At 42.4% G+C, this 19,806-nt stretch carries 19 protein-coding genes and 1 pseudogene; 9 read left to right on the forward strand and 11 right to left on the reverse strand.

Annotation, left to right across the window (positions count from 1 at the left end; all coding sequences use genetic code 11):
* Nucleotides 1-56: 56 nt before the first annotated feature.
* The 4 genes from SOI82_RS03810 to folD are packed head-to-tail and all read right to left on the reverse strand — an operon-like array spanning nt 57 to nt 3,885.
* On the reverse strand, nt 57-1,529 hold the full coding sequence (locus SOI82_RS03810) for an ATP-dependent DNA helicase (RefSeq protein ID WP_320668047.1): 1,473 nt from the start codon (nt 1,527-1,529) through the stop codon (nt 57-59).
* Nucleotides 1,526-2,035, reverse strand: a complete 510-nt coding sequence (locus SOI82_RS03815; protein WP_320668048.1) for a divergent PAP2 family protein — start codon at nt 2,033-2,035, stop codon at nt 1,526-1,528. Before SOI82_RS03815 ends, SOI82_RS03810 begins: the two co-directional genes overlap by 4 nt.
* Nucleotides 2,032-2,931, reverse strand: coding sequence for a geranylgeranyl diphosphate synthase CrtE (gene crtE / locus SOI82_RS03820; protein ID WP_320668049.1), 900 nt, complete (start codon nt 2,929-2,931; stop codon nt 2,032-2,034). Before crtE ends, SOI82_RS03815 begins: the two co-directional genes overlap by 4 nt.
* Nucleotides 2,932-2,976: 45 nt before the next feature.
* Nucleotides 2,977-3,885, reverse strand: a complete 909-nt coding sequence (gene folD, locus SOI82_RS03825) for a bifunctional methylenetetrahydrofolate dehydrogenase/methenyltetrahydrofolate cyclohydrolase FolD (protein ID WP_320668050.1) — start codon at nt 3,883-3,885, stop codon at nt 2,977-2,979.
* A 70-nt stretch (nt 3,886-3,955) separates the two neighbouring features.
* On the opposite strand from folD, the gene SOI82_RS03830 reads away from it, so the two are divergent.
* A complete protein-coding gene (locus SOI82_RS03830; RefSeq protein WP_320668051.1) occupies nt 3,956-6,031 on the forward strand; it encodes an HDIG domain-containing metalloprotein in 2,076 nt (691 codons plus the stop codon).
* Nucleotides 6,032-6,120: 89 nt separating this feature from the next.
* Here SOI82_RS03830 and SOI82_RS03835 read toward each other — a convergent pair whose 3' ends face one another.
* The 4 genes from SOI82_RS03835 to SOI82_RS03850 all read right to left on the reverse strand — a co-directional run bounded on the left by SOI82_RS03835 (nt 6,121) and on the right by SOI82_RS03850 (nt 8,918).
* Nucleotides 6,121-6,513, reverse strand: coding sequence for a hypothetical protein (locus tag SOI82_RS03835; RefSeq protein WP_320668052.1), 393 nt, complete (start codon nt 6,511-6,513; stop codon nt 6,121-6,123).
* Between the two features lie 107 nt (nt 6,514-6,620).
* Nucleotides 6,621-6,929 carry an MTH1187 family thiamine-binding protein gene (locus SOI82_RS03840; RefSeq protein ID WP_320668053.1) on the reverse strand — a complete coding sequence of 103 codons (309 nt, stop codon included), beginning with the start codon at nt 6,927-6,929 and terminating at the stop codon, nt 6,621-6,623.
* A gap of 25 nt (nt 6,930-6,954) precedes the next feature.
* Nucleotides 6,955-7,197: a hypothetical protein gene (locus SOI82_RS03845; RefSeq protein WP_320668054.1), complete on the reverse strand. Its 243-nt coding sequence runs from the start codon at nt 7,195-7,197 to the stop codon at nt 6,955-6,957.
* Nucleotides 7,198-7,295: 98 nt separating this feature from the next.
* Nucleotides 7,296-8,918 carry a 2-isopropylmalate synthase gene (locus SOI82_RS03850; RefSeq protein WP_320668324.1) on the reverse strand — a complete coding sequence of 541 codons (1,623 nt, stop codon included), beginning with the start codon at nt 8,916-8,918 and terminating at the stop codon, nt 7,296-7,298.
* Between the two features lie 360 nt (nt 8,919-9,278).
* Here SOI82_RS03850 and SOI82_RS03855 point away from each other — a divergent pair, with 360 nt between their 5' ends.
* Nucleotides 9,279-10,847 (forward strand): glycoside hydrolase family 57 protein, encoded by a 1,569-nt coding sequence (locus SOI82_RS03855; protein WP_320668055.1) that lies wholly within the window; start codon nt 9,279-9,281, stop codon nt 10,845-10,847.
* On the opposite strand, the gene crtL is transcribed toward SOI82_RS03855, so the two are convergent.
* Nucleotides 10,840-12,072, reverse strand: coding sequence for a lycopene beta cyclase (gene crtL, locus SOI82_RS03860; protein ID WP_320668056.1), 1,233 nt, complete (start codon nt 12,070-12,072; stop codon nt 10,840-10,842). The two genes, SOI82_RS03855 and crtL, sit on opposite strands and share 8 nt — an antisense overlap.
* Nucleotides 12,073-12,074: 2 nt before the next feature.
* Complete coding sequence (gene gyrA, locus SOI82_RS03865; protein ID WP_320668057.1) at nt 12,075-14,702, reverse strand: DNA gyrase subunit A; 2,628 nt, start codon at nt 14,700-14,702, stop codon at nt 12,075-12,077.
* A gap of 151 nt (nt 14,703-14,853) precedes the next feature.
* Between gyrA and SOI82_RS03870 the strand changes: the two genes are divergently transcribed.
* The 5 genes and pseudogenes from SOI82_RS03870 to rsmD form a co-directional block, all read left to right on the forward strand.
* Nucleotides 14,854-15,387, forward strand: coding sequence for a CAAD domain-containing protein (locus SOI82_RS03870; RefSeq protein ID WP_320668058.1), 534 nt, complete (start codon nt 14,854-14,856; stop codon nt 15,385-15,387).
* 77 nt (nt 15,388-15,464) lie between these two features.
* Nucleotides 15,465-16,628 carry a GuaB3 family IMP dehydrogenase-related protein gene (locus tag SOI82_RS03875; RefSeq protein WP_320668059.1) on the forward strand — a complete coding sequence of 388 codons (1,164 nt, stop codon included), beginning with the start codon at nt 15,465-15,467 and terminating at the stop codon, nt 16,626-16,628.
* A gap of 227 nt (nt 16,629-16,855) precedes the next feature.
* Nucleotides 16,856-17,179, forward strand: a complete 324-nt coding sequence (trxA, locus tag SOI82_RS03880; RefSeq protein WP_320668060.1) for a thioredoxin — start codon at nt 16,856-16,858, stop codon at nt 17,177-17,179.
* A gap of 71 nt (nt 17,180-17,250) precedes the next feature.
* Nucleotides 17,251-17,892, forward strand: coding sequence for an imidazole glycerol phosphate synthase subunit HisH (gene hisH, locus SOI82_RS03885; protein WP_320668061.1), 642 nt, complete (start codon nt 17,251-17,253; stop codon nt 17,890-17,892).
* Nucleotides 17,859-18,443 (forward strand): annotated as a pseudogene (rsmD, locus tag SOI82_RS03890) (16S rRNA (guanine(966)-N(2))-methyltransferase RsmD); the annotation flags it as partial. The gene hisH and the pseudogene rsmD, both read left to right, overlap by 34 nt.
* A 13-nt stretch (nt 18,444-18,456) precedes the next feature.
* Here rsmD and petG read toward each other — a convergent pair.
* Nucleotides 18,457-18,570, reverse strand: a complete 114-nt coding sequence (gene petG, locus SOI82_RS03895; protein ID WP_320668062.1) for a cytochrome b6-f complex subunit V — start codon at nt 18,568-18,570, stop codon at nt 18,457-18,459.
* A gap of 56 nt (nt 18,571-18,626) precedes the next feature.
* Between petG and SOI82_RS03900 the strand changes: the two genes are divergently transcribed.
* Both SOI82_RS03900 and SOI82_RS03905 read left to right on the forward strand, forming a co-directional pair.
* Complete coding sequence (locus SOI82_RS03900) at nt 18,627-19,022, forward strand: cytochrome c (RefSeq protein ID WP_320668063.1); 396 nt, start codon at nt 18,627-18,629, stop codon at nt 19,020-19,022.
* A gap of 17 nt (nt 19,023-19,039) precedes the next feature.
* Nucleotides 19,040-19,777 carry an RNA methyltransferase gene (locus tag SOI82_RS03905; protein WP_320668064.1) on the forward strand — a complete coding sequence of 246 codons (738 nt, stop codon included), beginning with the start codon at nt 19,040-19,042 and terminating at the stop codon, nt 19,775-19,777.
* The last annotated feature ends 29 nt before the right edge of the window (nt 19,778-19,806 follow it).

Consider the following 19,806-nt stretch of genomic DNA (forward strand, 5'->3'; position numbering starts at 1 on the left):
TTGATATATTTCATCAATTAAAGTTGTAGTTTATTTACTGATCATCTTCGAAAAAATCAATTTTCCAAACTGGTTCTTAATTGATCCTCCCAAAGAGTCTTTTTTGAGTTATCCCTCTGGCTACCAACTATCCAAACACTATTCTTTGCCCTACTGACAGCTACATATACAAGCTGTCTCCGTAGAGTTAAATCTTTTGGCCAGAAAACATCCGAAGCAACAAAAACTTCTTCAAAAGTACTTCCTTGACTTCTATGAACAGTTAAAACCGCAGCGGGCCCTAAAGATGCAAACGCATCTCTAATAAGAAAGAACTGTCGCCACAGCATTCGACCATCCTTTTTACCCGCTTCCTTCGCTCGATTACGCAACCTCTGCAAAGTGTTGTCAAGAAGCTTTCTTGCATTTGATCCAACTGGCGGAGCCAGTCGCAAAGAAAGCTCTAACGCCCCAGAAACAACATTAACCATTAGCGTCTCAATTTTTGGTGCTTTCCCATCTCCTAGTTCAGCCAACCCAAAGGCTGCAAGGTCACAACTTTCCGGAGTGACATCTCTAACCACTAGCTCCCTGTTGGAACCAATAACCATATCTGGCTCTTCTCCAGTCTCAGCCCCATCCAATGAAGCAGGAGCCATAACAGCGGTACGACTAATCAGAACCTCTCCAGGCAGTACAGGTAGCTGTTCTGCCATCTCCCCATGAATTGCCTTGCGCACATGAGGAACCAGCCTCTCCAAAGTGCGATTTGTATAACAAAGGATTCTTGCAGCATCAGGGGTTCCTTCTTCAGCCGCTGCCCTTAATGCTGACCTTGCCCTTCCCAGCCAACTAGTCTCATCTACGCATGCAACCAATCCTTTTTTGTTTTGGATCAAAGGCAAACAAGGGGGAAAGTCACATGGCAGACGACCATCTCTAAGACAACTCGCTAACTGCAAAACAGGTCCCTGATGCCTGACAACTTGATTTAATTGAGCCTGAGATGCTCTCTTCATAGAAAAAACTGGGCTTACAGGTTCCCCTATTGGTGGCAATTGGGCAGGGTCTCCAACAAATACAAGGCGCGTACTAAAAGAATGAGCACATTGAAGAACTATTCGTAAAAGATTACTGTCAACCATCGAAGCTTCATCAATGAGTACTAACCCAAGTTCCTCCAAAGAATTAGTTGTTTGATCTGTTTGCTCACAGAGTTCAATATCACCCTTACGTTTTAACTTTAGACGAAGCAATCTATGAATCGTCGAAGGATACCAAGTAGGCCTTATTCCTTCAATCTCTAATGTTTGCCTTAAAACTCCGACAGCCTTATGAGTAGGAGCTACAACTGTCCAACACAAACCCTCAGCTTCAACTTTTCTCAGAAATCTCATTGAGAGAAAAGTCTTACCACTTCCAGCGTAACCACTTAGAACAAATGGCTTGTCGACTTGATCTCCATCCAACCATGCGCTAAATGAATCAAAGGCTTGTTTTTGATCAACAGTTAATTCCTTAAGAACTCGTCCAGAATTATTTCTAGTCAACCCACTAACAAACCAAAGGTTTGAAATAAATGAAGTGGAGATCCCAGAAAAAATATGCCAGGCAATGAAACTGCTGGTCCTATCAAGCTGCCAACAAAAACCTCACGCCGAGTATGACCCAAACTTTCTTTTAAAGGGCTCGCAGGGGGCGAAGGCCAATTCGAAGCTGGCAACTCATTCACTCTTTCTGCAGTTAACCCAGCAGCTCTTCGAATTCCACTGGCGTCATACATAACAACAAAAGCCAACGTAGCTGCAATAGCAAAAGCGGGGTGGTCAAATCCAAGTTCTAAGCCAACACCTGATGCCGTCCCAGTAACAAATGCAGAATGACTGGACGGCATTCCCCCTGTTTCAAGAAGAACAGAAGGTCGCCATCGTCGATGCTGAACAAATTCAACAAATAATTTAGAGGCCTGAGCAATGCCACAAGCCAAAAGTCCCCACGCAAGGACCGCGTTATTAAATAGCTGCAATAACGCTGGAAGAGAAGAAGTGTGATTCATCTATCGCGATTTGTTATGTAATCAGCCAAAGCTAAAAGTGGAGCCGAATTTTTATTCCATGGCTTGAGCGCAGCTTTTGCTTCAATAACTAGATCATTAGCCCGTTTCCTCGATTCGTCCAATCCAAGCAACTTTGGATAAGTAGTTTTATCGGCAACCAAATCTTTCCCAGCGGTCTTCCCAAGTACATCACTACTAGCCGTGACATCAAGGACATCATCAATTATCTGAAAAGCCAGGCCTATGCCCTTTGCATAAATGCAAAGGGCATCTAAAAGGTCAGCTGATGCACCTGCAATTAATGCACCTGATACAACACATGCCTTAAGTAAAGCGCCTGTCTTATGAAGATGAATAAATTCCAAAGTTTCAAGATCAACTGCCTTCCCTTCACATTCCAGATCAACCACTTGACCTCCAACTAGCCCTGGAGCCCCAGCCAACAAAGAAAGCTCTCCAACAACCTTCAATAATCTTTCGACTGGTACTCCAGGGCTGCGAAGTGCAACCATTTCGAAAGAGCGTGTAAGCAATGCATCTCCAGCAAGAATCGCTACTGCATCTCCATACACCTTGTGATTTGTTGGACGTCCTCGGCGTAAGTCATCGTTATCCATGGCTGGTAAATCATCATGGATTAATGACATGGTATGAATCATCTCAAGAGCCACAGCTGTAGGAAGGGCCAACACAGAATCACCACCTGCAAATTCGCAGGCAGCTAAACAAAGGATTGGGCGAAGCCTCTTACCTCCTGCAAGAAGTGAATATCGCATCGCTTCACGTAATTGCTCTGGTCGCTCTGGCCCAAGAGAAGCATCTAAAGCCGCTTCCACACTTTTTCTGTGCTTAATGAGATAGCTGGAAAAATCGAAGGTTGAAATGTCCTCTCCCACAATTAAAACAATCTTGCTATATGGATTCTCTCAGGATTAACAGTTTCATGGAAGCAAATCACCAAGGTTGAAGGACAAACCGCAATGCTGCTGCCATCTGCTCACCGTATTAACTAGCAACATTGCCACTGTCATAGGCCCTACACCTCCAGGAACAGGCGTTATAGCAGCCACTTTCGATGCAACTTCATTGAAACAAACATCTCCACAAAGCTTCGGCTTTTGGGGCTGTTCTTCTAAACCAACACAAGGAAGTCGGTGAATGCCAACATCAATTACAACAGCATTTGATCGAACATGATCTCTTCCAATGATTTGAGGTCGACCTGCCGCTACCACCAACAATTCAGCCTGTCTAGTCAAATCAATCAAGTCTTTAGTCTTTGAATGTGCAACTGTCACAGTGGCATTAGCAGATTGAAGCATTAGTGCCATTGGCTGACCAACAAGGATGCTGCGCCCTACCACAACTGCTCTTTTCCCCTCCACCGAAATCCCGTTAGTAGAGAGCAACGCCATAATGCCCGCAGGAGTACAAGAGCGAGGTCCTGATTCTCCTTTTAACAATTTCCCAAGATTCAAAGTATGCAATCCATCAGCATCTTTTTCAGGGTCAATACTCATCAATAAAGAAGTCGAATCAATTCCTGCAGGCAAGGGCAATTGAACAAGAATGCCATCAACTTTTTCATTGGCATTTAAAGCTTGAATTTTTTGAATTACTTCTGGCAATGGGGTTGTTGATGGCAAATGCGTTCCAAAACTTGCCACCCCAATGCGAGCACAAGCCTTTTCTTTGTTAGAAACATAAACACCACTAGCCGGATCTTCTCCAACACGAATTACTGCCAATCCAGGAGGGCGTCCTGCTTTAGAAAGACCTGACGCTATTTCGAACTGAAGACGATCCTCCAATTCCTTCGCAAGCTTCCTACCGTCAAGCTTTAAAGACATTCAGATACACAATGCTTACTGCAGCATTGATTAAATAGATAGCTAACGTTATCGTCACATACCTGATTTTGTGGCCAGAATTCCAAGTCTGAATAGTCTCTGGCGAAGCTGGGTTCGCAGCGAGTCACCAAGACGATCATTAATTCGCTGGTCTGGAGCGGATAAAGCTTGTTTAATGGGAGTATGTTTTGCAGTTGCTCTTCTATCAAGCTGGCATTTACTTCAAGTCCCTGACTTTACCCCTGGCATGCCTGCTCCCCGCAATGAGGTTGCCCCAAAAGACGCAGAAGTCCCTTTCAGAGAAACCAAACAACAAAAAGGGGCTGAGCGATTACAAGATACAATCTTTGTACAGGTAATTGATAAGAATCAATCCACTATTCTTAAAGAATCGCTAAAGAAAAAGCTGGATAAAATAGAACTATTAGCTAATAACAGTGATCCAGATAGAATTGCCCCTGTTAATATAAGTGGGATAGAAGAAAAATGGCTTCTTAAAAGTTCCAAATCAAGAAGAAAAGAATGGAAAAAAGAAGTCGAGCTGGCAGCTAATAGAATGCTAAAGCAAGGACTTGTAAATACAATTGGCTTTGAAGAGCTTCGCGAGGCAGCATCTCTTCAATTAGAGCAATTAGGCAAAAAAGAAAGTCCATCTCGCAGTCTAGGAAGCAAATTACTTGCCCGAACCTTTCATCGCAACTCGAATCTACGTCAAGATCGTTCTCTACAGGGTCTTTTAGAAGACACTATCAATAAACAAACTCCCCCTATAAAAGTCAAAAAAGGTGATTACATTACTCGCAAAGGTGAACTGATTAATTCCCAGGATTATTTCGTCCTAAACCATTTCAATCTTGTTCCAAAGAGTCCCAGGTTTATTCCTTTCATAGGAACTTTCGGAGAAGCGCTTGCCAGCTGTGGTGTTTTACTCCTAATTATGAGAAGAGAAAAGCCACGACTCCAAGCCAGGCATGGGCTTCTTGCATTGGGATTAATGCTAACCGCCCAAATAAGTAAGGTCTGGTTTGGTACAGCTTTAAGCCCTCTTGCTGTTCTGGTTCCACCAACACTGTTACTTTCTCAAGGCCTTGGAGCTACAAGCGCTATTGCTTGGCTAGCAGTTGGAAGCCTCCTATGGCAAATACCTGCAAATGGAGTTGATGAAAGCAGATTAATGGTTGCTTGTGCAGTTTCTGCAGTAGTTGCTTTTCAAGGTGGACGGATGAGAAGTAGAGCTCAATTGCTCCAAATGGCTTTTTTACTGCCATTTGGAGCTTTATTGGGTGAATGGTTTTTCCTTAGAGGGGGAGAAATACCCAACTCTTCTGACGAATTGGTCTATGAGGCCCTGGTCTTAGGTGGATTATTAATGCTGGCAATTTTATTAATTCCTATATTAGAAACCACCTTCGGCCTCATAACAAAGGCTCGATTGATGGAGTTAGCGGATCAAGAGCGCCCTTTATTGCGAAGACTTTCTTCTGAAGCGCCAGGTACTTTCGAGCACACGTTGATGATCTGTGGATTAGCAGAAGAAGGTGCTAGAAGAATAGGAGCAGATGTTGATTTAATTCGAACAGGTTCCCTCTACCACGATGTCGGAAAGCTTCATGCCCCTGAATGGTTTATAGAGAATCAAACCGACGAAGTTAATCCACATGATCAACTAAATGACCCTTACGCAAGTGCAAATATTTTGCAGGCTCATGTAGATGAAGGGCTCAAACTCGCACGCAGGCATGGACTACCAGGACCTATTGCTGACTTCATACCCGAACATCAGGGGACATTAAAAATGGGTTATTTCCTACACCAAGCAAGAAAAAAAGATTCAACCGTGACTGAAAGTCGATTTCGCTATCAAGGACCTATCCCTAGTTGTAGAGAGACCGCAATCCTTATGCTTGCAGATGGATGCGAAGCAGCTCTTAGGTCACTTGACCCTAAAACCACAAATGAGGAGGCCTCCCTAACGGTAAGAAAAATTGTTGAGTCTCGCCAACTTGATGGACAGCTCAAAGAAAGCAGCCTAACTAGAGCTGAAGTTGAAATCGTAATTCAAGCTTTTGTAAATGTTTGGAGAAGAATGCGACATCGACGAATTCCATACCCAATTCCATCTACAAAGCAATCATTTACTGCCTAAAATAAAACACCAAAAATCAAGAATCAAGCAAAATAATATCAACTGGGTTGCTCTTTATTAATTTAATTGCGAAGCTTTCATCAATAATTTCAAAATCTTATTCCTTTCCTATGAGCTGGTCTGCACCAATAAATCAATGCAAGTAAATTTAAAATTGCTATCAAAAAGGATAATCCACTCAAGCCAAAAATATCTCCTTCTCTAACAAGTCTGACAATTCCATAAGGCAATGTTCCTGAAAGAGTCATAGACAGTGCAACTATTGCCAATATCACTCCCCATTTACGTTGAGCGAGAAGTCCTGCTGCAGCAACAATGCCAACAATTGCAGCAGGCCAAGCAAGGCTTATCGCCAAAATAAAGTTGACTAATGGCAAGTCTGGATTACTAAACGCAACTAAGCCAATACAAGGCAGAACAGCAACATTGGCAATTAAACCTATCCATGTAAGAATCCAATAGCCAGGCAACTCATTTCTCATTACTTCGTTTATTGCTCCTTACAAAATAAACAAGTGCATGAATGGCATTAAAGAATTAAAAACTTTTCTCGCAATACCTTAAAGCAAATCTAGATACAAACAACTTGTCAGCCTTCAGAATTAAGAGCAAATTTAATACTTGGTACTTTCTCCCGAAATGACTGTTTACGATCTATACGAGTATTTACTTTCAAAGTTGTATAAATACGAGCTGCGCCTTTTTTATGAACAGCTTCATGGCAAGCTCGTATACATGCAAAAACCTCGTCCCAATCACCTTCAATGGCTGTACCATTGGGGCCAACCTCATAATCAAGTCCTGTTTTTTCAATAACATTTTTACAAGCAGCGATATAAGACGAAAGAGATAGGCCCACTCCTAGTGGCACTACGCAAAGATCAACACTTACCCACATTAGATTTCAATCAAAGGTAAATTCTTCAAAAAGTGATACCTGACCGCAAACAGTTAATTGGATAACCAACGGTTCTCCAGGCGCCACTTCGGGTCATTACTTCAACGCCAATGGCTTTCTTTCCTATAGGGCAATTAAGTCCCTGTCCATTGCACCAATCTTGCGCTGCACTTGTTGCAGCCTCAATTGATTCATAAGGCGCATCCAACACAGGATGAGGACCTCCATCTAATCCAGCTAGGCGGTAAAGCCTTCGATAAAGAGCCATAAATGTATGTTCGCTTGTTCAACCGTCACTCATACTCTCATAGCCATATAAAGCCTGACAAGAAAAAAAACACTCATTAGCCTTATAAAATCATTTGATCAAATCCTTGGCAAAGGGTCTGGACCTATTGCATCTAGCTGAGGATGAAGAGAAGTACTCCCTTCGTTAGAAACAAGCCTATTTAGTGCATTGACATAAGCCTGAGCTGCAGCCACCACTACATCAGTATCTGCAGAGTGTCCTGAATAGAGCTTGCCATTACGACGCAATCGAATCGTCACCTCTCCCATTGCATCTATCCCTTCGGTGACAGATTTAACGGAAAACTCAATTAATTCATTGGACTCTCCTATTAGAGCGTCCAATGCTCTGCAAACAGCATCCACAGGACCAGTTCCCACAGCAGAGCTTGTATCTTCTTTCCCATCTTGATCGGCAAGAGTAATTGTTGCAGTTGGCTTAAGAGTGCTCCCACAACTAACTTGAACAAGACGTAATAGAAAACGCGCTTCTGGCTGTTGAACCTGTTCGCTTACTATCGCTTCAAGATCTCTATCAGTAATATCTCTCTTTCGATCAGCTAAATCCTTAAATCGAGCAAAAGCTTCATTAAGATCCTCTCTATTAAGGTCATAGCCTAACTCTTCTAGTCGTGCTCTTACTGCACTTCTCCCACTGAGCTTTCCTAGAGAAATCCTATTGTCTGTAAGTCCAACCGTACGAGCATCAACTATTTCATAAGTAAGTCGATTTTTCAGAACACCATCCTGATGGATGCCTGACTCATGGGCAAAAGCATTCGCACCAACTATTGCCTTATTTGGTTGAACAACCATCCCCGTTAGGTTTGAAACCAATCGAGAGGTCTTAGTAATTTCTTCAGTGCGCACAGCTGTAAGCGGAGTTGGACTATCAATATCCCTACCAAAGAATGGATTAAAGTAACGACGTCGAACATGCAACCCCATAACTAATTCTTCTAAAGCAGCATTCCCGGCTCTTTCTCCTATTCCATTAATAGTGCATTCAAGTTGTCTTGCACCATTTTTTACAGCTTCAAGAAAATTAGCAACAGCAAGACCTAAGTCATTATGTCCGTGAACAGATAAAATTGCCTCATCAATATTAGATACATTGCGATTTATTCCAGCAATTAATTCACCAAACTCAGACGGAGTTGTATAGCCAACAGTATCAGGAATATTTATTGTTCCTGCACCAGAAGCAATTGCAAGCTCTATAACCTCATAGAGAAATTCTGGATCACTCCTTGCAGCATCCTCGCATGAAAATTCAATATCATCTACCAAAGAACGTGCATAACAAACCATGTCAGGAACTATTCCAAGGACTTCAGCCCGTGACTTTCGCAGTTTGTGCTCAAGGTGAATATCACTTGTAGCTATGAAAGTATGAATACGTCTTCTTGGCGCAGGAGATACTGCATCAAAACAAGCTTTAATATCAGAGCGAGATGCTCGTGCTAGCCCACAAATAACTGGGCCTTCTTCTCCTCCAACTTGCTGTGCAATCCGCTGAACGGCAGCAAAGTCTCCTTGACTAGCGAAAGGAAATCCAGCTTCAATTACATCAACTCCAAGCCGTGCTAATTGCTGAGCAATTGCAAGTTTCTCTTCCAGATTGAGACTTGCTCCTGGTGATTGCTCACCATCTCTGAGGGTAGTGTCGAAAATTAAAACGCGTCCTGGATCCTTAGCCATATATACCTCCTTAGAGGAATTAGTCACTAGGACTAAACTGTATATATTCTAATTGACAATTGAATAAATATTTAAAAGCAAAACTGAAAACAAAATACATTCACTAAATCTCAATAGAAATAATCAAGGGCATAAGGAAATTAGATTATGCCACTGGCTCATATCCCCTTCCAAGACAGGAAATTTTCCTAATCGAAAAAAGTAATATGTTAATTATAAGAAGTAAGAAATAAATCAATTTGTGGCAGCCTCTGAGGCTCAAACCCTTCCAAATCCTTTCTCTAACAATCACCAATTTCTATAGACACTCTATTAGGGGGGGGGAAAGCATTCTAAATTCGATCAATTGGTGATCTGAATTTGGCCGCTGGCGCACTAGCCCTGGTTCTACATGCTCACCTTCCTTACGTGAGGACGGAAATACCAGGGTCCTTGGAAGAAGACTGGTTCTTCCAAGCCCTAATGGAGTGTTATCTACCATTAATTCAAACACTTGAAGTTGCTGCATCTTCAAGCGAACAAATACCAAGAGCCACTGTGGGACTTTCTCCAACCCTGCTGGCGCTTCTTCAAGATGAGGAACTTAAGCAACGATTCCCAACATGGCTCAAAGTCAGGATTGATCTTTTAAAGGATGTTCCAAGTAATCAACGAAATGCTGCGAGGTCACTAGCAAAAAAAATAAATAATCAACTAATTCATTGGCAGGAATGTGATGGAGATGTAATTGGTCGTTTTGCGGCTCTGCAATCTTCAGGAGTCTTGGATCTGCTCACATGTGCTGCAACTCATGGATACCTCCCTTTACTGAGAGAGAACCCCGAGGCTGTAAATGGTCAATTAAAAACAGCAGTAAAGGAACATCATCGACTATTTGGTGTCAATCCACTAGGTATATGGCTACCTGAATGCGCTTACTATGAAGGGTTGGACAAAATAATGCTAAGTGCTGGACTTCGTTATGCGGTTCTAGACGGCCATGGACTACTACATGCCAATCCAAGACCGAGGTATGGACTATATGCCCCAATATGCAGCAAAAATGGAGTAGCTTTCTTTGGAAGAGATAGTGAAGCTACACTTCCAGTCTGGTCAGCAAGGGATGGATATCCAGGGGACCCTGAATATCGAGAATTTCACAGAGATGTTGGGTGGGATTTACCAATAAAAAAACTCAAGTGCCTCGGATTAAAAGAGCCCAGACCACTAGGGCTCAAGTTGCACAAAGTAACTGATCTAAAAATAGCTTTGGATAAGAAAAAAATTTACGAGCCAGAGTTGGCAGCTGAACGAATCAAAAAGCATGCAAAGCATTATCTACAAGGACGTCGGAACCAACTAGATAAGCTTGAGGCCCAAATGGAAATCAAACCTTTACTTGTTGCTCCATTTGATGCAGAACTTTTTGGCCACTGGTGGTTCGAAGGACCTGCTTTCTTGGCTGAACTATTTCTACAGGCAAAGAAAGAGAACATACTTTTCACTCGGTTAAGAGATGTGCTCTCTGAAGCCCAAGCACTTCAACTTTGCGATCCTTGTCCTTCAAGTTGGGGAAAGGGTGGTTACCACGACTACTGGCTAAATGAAAGTAATGCATGGATTATTCCTGAATGGAGCAAAGCCGCAAATGCCATGATTCAACATTGCTCCAGACAAAATAAAGGAGGCAAAGTCAACAAGATGCTCCTTAAACAAGCAGCAAGAGAACTACTTTTATCACAATCATCCGATTGGAGTTTCATTATTCGAGCAGGAACCACGACAGATCTTGCTAAAGCCCGCATTAACCTTCATCTAACTCGCTTTTGGGCATTAATTCGTGTAATTGATGGAGAAGAAAAGCTTACAAAACGCCTACTCAAGGAGATTGAAACACAAGATCAGATCTTTCCACTAATCGATATAAACGACTGGTGCAAGTTTAACTAATAGGTTTCGATGCCCCAAAAATCATTCCAATTCTCACCTTCCATGGAGACATCGCAAAAAGCCTCAACATAACAATCAAAAGATGAGTTAATGGAAGCGTATTGGCTAGGAAACCTGACCAATCTTCTCTAGGAAGTCTGAAAAAAGTTCCAAAAAAGCTTCGCAAGCGAGTTTCATCAAAGCTCATTAACCTTGACAAACCAAATTGATACAAACGATGTCTCTGTACAAGCTCAGGAGTCCACAAGACCTGCCATCCCCTTTTAGCTAAATCTTCTGAATTCAATGCAGGCTCAATAGCAATTGCCTTTGCTAAATGTTTAGCCAAAGTTGGAGCTCTTCGAAGTAATGCGCCGACCATATAACCAGACGCAGGATGGACCATGCTTGCCGATCCTCCAAAAGCAAGAAGTGATTGATTCCTGTCAGGCAAAGGCAAGTTCATAGGGAACAAACAATTTTCTTCATGTAGAACTTCTTGAATCTCAATACCTCGTTTTTGTAAGCGTGCATAAAGCCTTTCTTTAAGCTTGTTCCAAGAAAGTGGCGGAGCACATGCAAGTGAAGTTTCCTCTACAAAAAAAACACCTTCGCCAAAATCCATTGCATATAAAAAAGACGGAGGCTCTTCTAATTCAGCCTTCGTAAGGTGATCAGGACGAAAATCCATCAACACAAATTGTCCACTTTCAACTGGAGGGGAACTAAATCGACCTACTACGCCATAAGCAGCTTGCTGCGCAACTGGGCCATGATTCGGTCTACGTACAAATGAACTTCTATGGCCACTTGCATCAATAACGACCCTTGCGCGATATGTATTACCAGATCTACAACAAACTTCAGTATTAGCTCCTAAGAAATTAATTCTTTCAGCAGTCTCCACAAGCCAATTAATATCCCCACATTTCAAAAGCAATGCTCTTTGTAATGCAGCTTGATCAAACAAGCCATAGTCAAAATGGTGTTGAACAGGAGCTAAACCATCTTCATCAACTCCATTACCAAAAAAACTTACAGTATTGGACCAGCGATGGCCCAATAATGAAGCCATTCCTAAAGACTCAACTTCTTCAGCCCAAATCCCATAGGTATTAGGCCAGGGGCGATTAGGAGCATGTGATGCAAGTGCTTGGACCTCTAATCCTTGCTGGACCAACTCAGCAACAATGCAGAGAGCCGCGGGACCAGCCCCCAAAACCAAAACATCGGCACACTTTGTCAACTTCAGAGAGGAGTCGCTTCGTTAAGTTCAGAAGTGTCATCTGAACTTGGAGTTTCAGCTTGAAGAGCCTGTTCTTCAGGTTCTGGCGGAACCAAAACAACTTCAGAGAGTTGATCCCCAGAATCAAGGCGTTGAAGCCTAACTCCTGTTGCAGCTCTAGATTGTTGAGGAATCTTGTCTGCGCTCGTACGCACAATTACACCCCGCTCACTCACAAGCAACAGCTCTTCTCCGTATCCCAAAACTCTTAACCCCACCAACTCATCCCCCTCTCTCCTAAATTTCATAGCCCGCAAGCCCATACCTGCCCGTTTCTGTAATCGAAATTGCGTCACTGGAACCCTCTTACCCAATCCAGTCGCTGAAGCAACTAAAACCCATGGTCCCTCCGTCACTGCAGAGGACTCGACTCCATCATCTACATCCTCTTCAAAACTACTTGCAACCTGATCAGCCAATTCTTTCGGCAAAACATCCATACTTACTAATGAGTCGCCACTTCTCAAGTTCATAGATCTGACCCCACGAGCAGTTCTACCAAGTGGTCTCAGCTCATTATCATTTATTCGGAAGTGAATTGTCATTCCAGTTCTAGAAGCAATCAAAACACTGTCACCAGAAGCAGCCAATCTCACCCAAGTAAGAGCATCTCCCTCTTCCAATCCAATAGCAATTAATCCATTAGAGCGAATTTTGCTAAAAGCGGATACAGATGTCCTTTTTATAAAGCCACCCTTAGTAAGCATCAACAGATGAGATTCATCATCAAAAGAAGAAACAGACAAAAGAGAAGTGATTGCCTCTTCACGAGGGATGGGCAAAAGCTGCACTACAGGAGTCCCCTTTGCCGCTCTACTGCATTGCGGGACTCGGTAAGTAGGCAATGCGTAAGCAACCCCTCTATCACTGAAAAGAAGAAGAGTATCGTGATCATTACAACTGATAAAAAGCCTTACCGCTTCCTCTCCTTGACTACGTGTACCTGCCTTACCTCTGGTGCCCCGGCTAGTTGACTCAAACTCACTAACAGGCATTCGCTTTAGATAGCCTGTCTCAGTTAGTAAAACTACTGATCGCTCATTAGCAATAAGGTCTATATCCTCAAGTCCACCCCCTAAATCAAGTATTTCAGTAAGTCTAGGTGTCGCATAACGTTCCTTTAACTTAGACAATTCATCAGTGATAATTGAAAGAACACGATCTCTACGATCTAAAATATCCTTAAAGTCTGCAATTTTATCGACTAAATCTTCATGCTCAAGCCTGATTTTATCAGCTTCTAATGCTGTCAGCCTCCTCAATTGCATCTGCAAAATTGCATCAGCTTGAATCTCAGTAAGCCCATGAAGATCTTGTAATTGCTTTTTCGCAGTTGCAGAGTCTGAAGCTGCTCTAATTAATGCAATAATCGGGTCCAGCTTATCTAAAGCGAGTAGAAGTCCTAAGAGTATATGATCTCTTTCTTCTGCTTTGCGTAAAAAATAACGAGTACGTTTCTCGATAGTTTCTATTCTAAAGTCTAAAAAAACTTGCAGAGTCTTACGCAATGTAAGTAGTACAGGCTCTCCATTTACCAATGAAAGCATGTTAGCACTAAAATTACTCTGTAAGGGAGTAAGTTTAAATAGATTATTTAAGACAACTTGAGGGTATGAGTCACGTCTTAATTCAACAACTACCCTCATTCCATCACGGTCACTTTCATCTCTTATATCTGAAATACCATCTAATTTCTTATCATTTACCATGTCAGCAATTCTCTCAATAAGAGCCGCCTTATTTGTTTGATAAGGAAGTTGAGTGATAATTACAGCGTCTCTATCAGGACGACCTGGTGACTCAATGGTCTCAATCTCAGCAACTCCCCGCATAGTTACAGAACCTCTTCCCGAAAGATATGTTTCGCGTATACCATTTCTACCTAAGATTTGACCGCCAGTAGGAAAATCTGGACCTGTAATTATTTGCATCAAGCCTTGATCATTTAAGTCTGGGTTCGATATCAAAGCTTTCAGGCCATCAATTAATTCACCAAGATTATGTGGAGGAATATTTGTAGCCATTCCTACGGCTATCCCTGAAGAACCATTTAGTAATAACTGTGGAATTCGTGCAGGCATGACTGTTGGCTCTTGTTGTGAACCATCAAAATTGTCAGCGAACTCAACAGTCTCCGCCTCAATATCCTCAAGCAAACTGTCAGTAGTTAGAGCTTGCAGTCGTGATTCCGTATACCTCATGGCAGCAGGCGGATCATTATCGACCGAGCCAAAATTCCCATGACCATCAATCAAAGGCATTCTCATTGAGAAGTCCTGGGCCATCCGAACCAAGGCGTCATAAACAGCTGTATCGCCATGAGGGTGATACTTACCAAGCACTTCACCAACTACACGTGCACACTTCCTATAAGGCCTATCACTGGTCAAACCTAGTTCATACATTGCATAAAGAATTCGCCTATGGACGGGCTTAAGGCCATCCCGCGCATCAGGCAAAGCTCGTCCGACAATCACACTCATTGCGTACTCCAAGTAGGAGCGCGACATTTCATTGCGAAGGTCTGTCTGGATGATCCGATCGTCGGACTCGCCGGGAGCGCCGCTTCCAGGTCCCACAGGATCAGACATATAAGAGCCACTTACCAAGTATTAGGTTATCTCGGTATCTGTTGAGTTGCTGAAAGAACCAAAGAAAAATTGCCTTATTTATTTCTCAACACAGCCAACTTCCCAGAACTGAGATGCCTCTTAAAATTAAAAATCAGGATTGAAGTGAGCGATGAGCTCTGTTAAGAGATCCAATTCGCGAAACAAAAAGGATTTCCCATCTCACACAGAGAACACTTCAGAAATTGGACTTTCCAACTCAAAAAGGTCTTCAACTTCTGACAAACCAGACCAATATCAAAACCCTGCAGACGCAAATGAAGTTTTAGCAATTGAAAAATCAGCAGCCTCCTCAGAAATTCAATCAGGGTTCGACATTGGAAACGAATTAGAAAGCCTTCTAAGTAAATTAAGGGGATGGATAGGTCTCAAAACGAATTCCAAAGAGTTCGATCTCTTTTTAGACCCTTCTCTTGTTTTATTAGGTTTGATAGCTCTTTTGGTTTTTTTTAAGGCTTACACTGGTGTTTTGGAAAGTTTCGAGAAAATTCCTTTAGCACCAAGTTTTTGCCAAGTTTTAGGGACTATCTGGTTAACAAAGTTTTCAATAAAGCGCCTACTACGCAAGCAAGAGCGTCAACAATTTCTCCTTAAGGCAAAAAAACGCTGGCAAACCTTCTCAGGCCAAAACGAAAAAAACTCCTAAATTCATCCTCTAATCACAACAAAACAAACTTTTAGCGTTCAAGTTGGTAACTTGGCGAAACTGTATTAAAGCCTGCGGTGAATATTCAAATAGGAAGGAACAAAAGTATTCGTCGCGCCTACGGCATCGACGAAATTGCCCTGGTACCAGGCAGTCGCACGGTTGATCCAGAAATCACCGAAACCAACTGGAAGCTTGGAGGAATTGAATTAGAAATCCCAATCATTGCAAGTGCTATGGATGGTGTAGTGGACGTTGAAATGGCTGCCGCACTTTCTAAGCTTGGCTCTCTTGGAGTACTAAATCTTGAAGGAGTCCAAACCCGATACGAGGACCCATTACCTTTACTCAAAAAAATCTCATCTATTAGCAAGGATGAATTCGTCCCATTAATGCAGGAGATCTACAGCCAGCCAATACAAAAAAGTCTTATATCAAAACGAATTCAAGAGATCAAGGAAAAGGGAGGGATTGCCGCTGTAAGTGGAACACCATGGGCTGCAATGAATTTCAAAGAAACTATTACGAAAGCAGGAGCAGAGATTTTCTTCGTACAAGCCACCGTTGTGTCTACACAACATATTGGCCCCGAAGGCAAAAAAAGTCTTGACTTGGAAGAGCTCTGTAAAAGCATTGGCATTCCAGTTGTCATTGGAAACTGTGTGACTTATGAAGTTGCTCTGCAATTGATGCGAGCAGGAGCTGAAGGAATAATGGTTGGGATAGGTCCTGGGGCCGCCTGCACCTCTAGAGGAGTTCTAGGCGTTGGAATACCTCAAGCCACTGCTGTAGCAGATTGTTCAGCGGCTCGTGATGATTACGAAAATGAAAGCGGTAGATACGTACCAATAATTGCTGATGGAGGAATCATCACAGGAGGTGATATATGCAAATGCCTTGCATGTGGCGCTGATGCCGTAATGATTGGATCACCTATAGCGAGAGCTTCAGAAGCCCCTGGGAGAGGCTTTCATTGGGGTATGGCAACGCCAAGTCCTGTTCTTCCTAGGGGCACAAGAATCAAAGTAGGCTCCACTGGAAGCTTAGAAAGAATTCTTCGTGGCCCAGCTCTTCTTGACGATGGCACACACAACCTCCTAGGCGCGATAAAAACTTCTATGGGCACTCTTGGCGCCCGCACAATCAAAGAAATGCAACAAGTTGAAGTAGTTGTTGCTCCATCACTTCTTACTGAAGGCAAGGTTTATCAAAAAGCACAACAATTAGGCATGGGGAAATAAATGCTCAGCCAAACAGCGGCAAGAAATTTTAGAAGTCAAAAGCAATCGCTGTATCATTGACATGTGAGGGCTTCGGCCCACACACTCCTCACACCACCTGCCCGACGCGCTCGGGCTTTTTGTATTTGTATTACACGACCGTCACATTTCACACCACTTCAGGGCACCCATCCTCTACTAACTAGGGGCGGTTGCTACATTTCCACGAGATAGATGTCTGTAAAGGAATGTCCAGCGCTGCTGCAGTCACTGATTCTTCTTTCGAACAAGAGGTACTCCAAAGTGATGTACCTGTATTAGTTGATTTCTGGGCTCCCTGGTGTGGACCATGCAGGATGGTTGCCCCCATCGTGGAAGAAATTTCCAAAGAATTTGAGGGGAAAATAAAAGTCTTTAAACTCAATACTGACGAGAATCCCAATGTGGCAAGCCAATACGGCATCCGCAGTATCCCCACACTGATGGTTTTCAAGGGTGGGCAAAAAGTTGACACTGTTGTTGGTGCTGTTCCAAAAGCCACACTTTCAGGGACAATTTCAAAATACCTTTAAACTCAGCTCAAATTTCATTCAAAGAAATCTCTCGGATGAAATTTTCCTTTAAAAGACTGCAAATCAACTAAGTGCTAACTCGCCTTGGCCTTATCGATTACGGCATGGGGAACCTGCACTCAGTCCAGAAGGCCTTTCAACGACTTGAATTAACTTTAAAGGTAGTTCGAAGTCCAGAAGAACTTTCAGATGTTGATGCTCTAGTCCTGCCAGGTGTTGGTTCCTTTGATCCTGCAATGGATCAATTAAACCAAACAAAATTAATCCCACACTTAAGATTATGGGTCGAAGAAAATAAACCCCTTTTAGGTATTTGTCTCGGTCTACAATTACTTTTTGAATCCAGTGATGAGGGAGATCAAGCAGGGTTAGGACTACTTAAAGGCCACGTTAGTAAATTACCCTCAAACCAAGGGGAAAGAGTTCCTCATATGGGATGGTCTCTGCTAAATCAACAAAAAAGTTGCCCATTACTTAATACAAAAGAACGAAATAATTGGATGTATTTTGTCCACTCATACTCTGCTATTCCTAAAGACAAGTCTGATTTAGCAGCAACAACCCAATTTGGGGAAAGTAATGTAACAGCAATTGTTTGGAAAGGTAGGTTGGGTGCATGTCAATTTCATCCAGAAAAATCCGCAAGGTCTGGACAAAATTTATTAAAGAAATGGGTTAAATGGCTAGAGGTTGGAGCCCCCTCTTTCAAGTGAAAAGTCAACTGAGACTCTTAGGGGGCAGAAAACTTCAATGTCCAGAAGGTTTATCAACAAGGCCAACTACATCAAAAGTAAGAGAATCTGTAATGAACATCATTGGTGCAAAAATTAAAAATTGTAATTGGCTAGACCTATTTAGTGGAAGTGGAGTTATGGGTTGCGAAGCTCTTCAAAGGGGAGCAAATAAAGTTCTAGCTATTGAACAAAACAAAAAAGCAGCAAGAGTTTGTAAATCTAATCTGCTTTTAATTGCAAGTGCCCAAAATCAATCATCTGATATAGAGGTTAGTTGTAGCGGAGTCATCAACCACTTACAGAAAGGATACAAAGACTACCTAAAATTTAAAAAGGAAAAATATCTCTTCGACCTTGTTTATTTAGACCCTCCCTATGGCTCTAAAATTTATCCGTCAGTGCTAAGGGAGCTTTTAGAAAACAATTGGGTCAAAAAAAGCGCATTAGTAATTTGTGAACATGCTTCATCAATAGGCCTAGATGTGCCTCATCCATGGATTGAAGAAGATAGAAGAATCTATGGAAGCAGTGCCTTGTTGATTCTCAGCCCCCCATCGACCCATCTCGTCGATACTGATTCCATGCTGAAACGAAGAGGCCCAGAATGGTTATAGGGACTAAGCCCATAACAATTCCAAGAAGCAGTGGTTCAATCATTTACTCGCATTAGCTAAAACTATTAAGCACAATTGTTTCATGAATCAGAAGTCTCTGTGACGGATCCGTCATCAACTGCTGCCAGCCAAAAAGAAAACGACATCAGATCTATGCTTAAAAAAGGCATATCAATCTGCCTCGGGATAGCTTCACTAGTTGTTGGGTTATGGCTTTTTGGAATATTTGACAGTGACCCATACGTAAAGACCACTCTTGCGCTTCAAGGATCCATGGAGACAGGTGAAAAGCTCTTTAGAGTCAATTGTGTAGGTTGCCATGGCATCTCCGCTCAAGGGCTGTTAGGACCAGACCTCCATGAAGTCAGCTTGCATTTAAGTGAAAAGGAAATAATCAACCAAGTCATACAAGGAAAAACTCCCCCAATGCCACGCTTCCAAATGGAACCTCAACAAATGTCAGACTTATTGGTTTATTTACACTCTCTTAATTAACAGTGAGGGGTAGGGAGGTGCGGCAAGAAACAAAAATAATTCTTGTAGAGCCTTCTGGGCCTTTAAATATAGGCAGTGTGGCTAGACTCTGTGAAAATTTTGGCATAAAAGAGCTACGATTAGTAGCCCCTAGATGTAACTCTAAAGATAAAGAAGCCATCAAGATGGCCGTCAGAGGAAGAAGATTACTTGAAAATGCACCAACGTATTCTTGCCTTCTCGATGCAATATCAGATTGCCAGCGTGTAATTGCTACATGTGGCCGAATTGATCATGGATCAATACCATTATGCCCTCCAGAAGAAGCTCTTACCTGGGGTCTGGATACAAGAGATGAATCTCCTATTGCTTTAGTTTTCGGGAGAGAAGACCGAGGTCTCACTAATAAAGAACTACAGCTTGCCCAAAAAGTATTAACACTAAAAACCATAACTAACTATCAATCAATCAATCTCTCTCATGCAGTAGCAATTGTTCTACATGAATTAGAACGGATTGAGGCAAAAAGCTTAATTCCCGAAACAAAAAAAGTACACTTTAATGACCCTGCATACCCTATAGAAATATATAATTGTCTAAATGATGCAGAAGCCCTTCTACTTGAAATTGGATTTTTATATGAACATACAGCAAAAGCTCGTATGTCAAAAATAAGTGCATTGCTTCAAAGAGCTGAGGTTCGACCAGAAGAGATTGCTTTAATCAGAGGTATTTTTCGGCAAATGCGCTGGGCCATGAGAAATCGAAACTCGTAGCCTCAGTCGAACTAAACATCTTTAAAACA

This window comes from Prochlorococcus sp. MIT 1307 (assembly GCF_034092395.1).
Classification (GTDB): domain Bacteria; phylum Cyanobacteriota; class Cyanobacteriia; order PCC-6307; family Cyanobiaceae; genus AG-363-K07.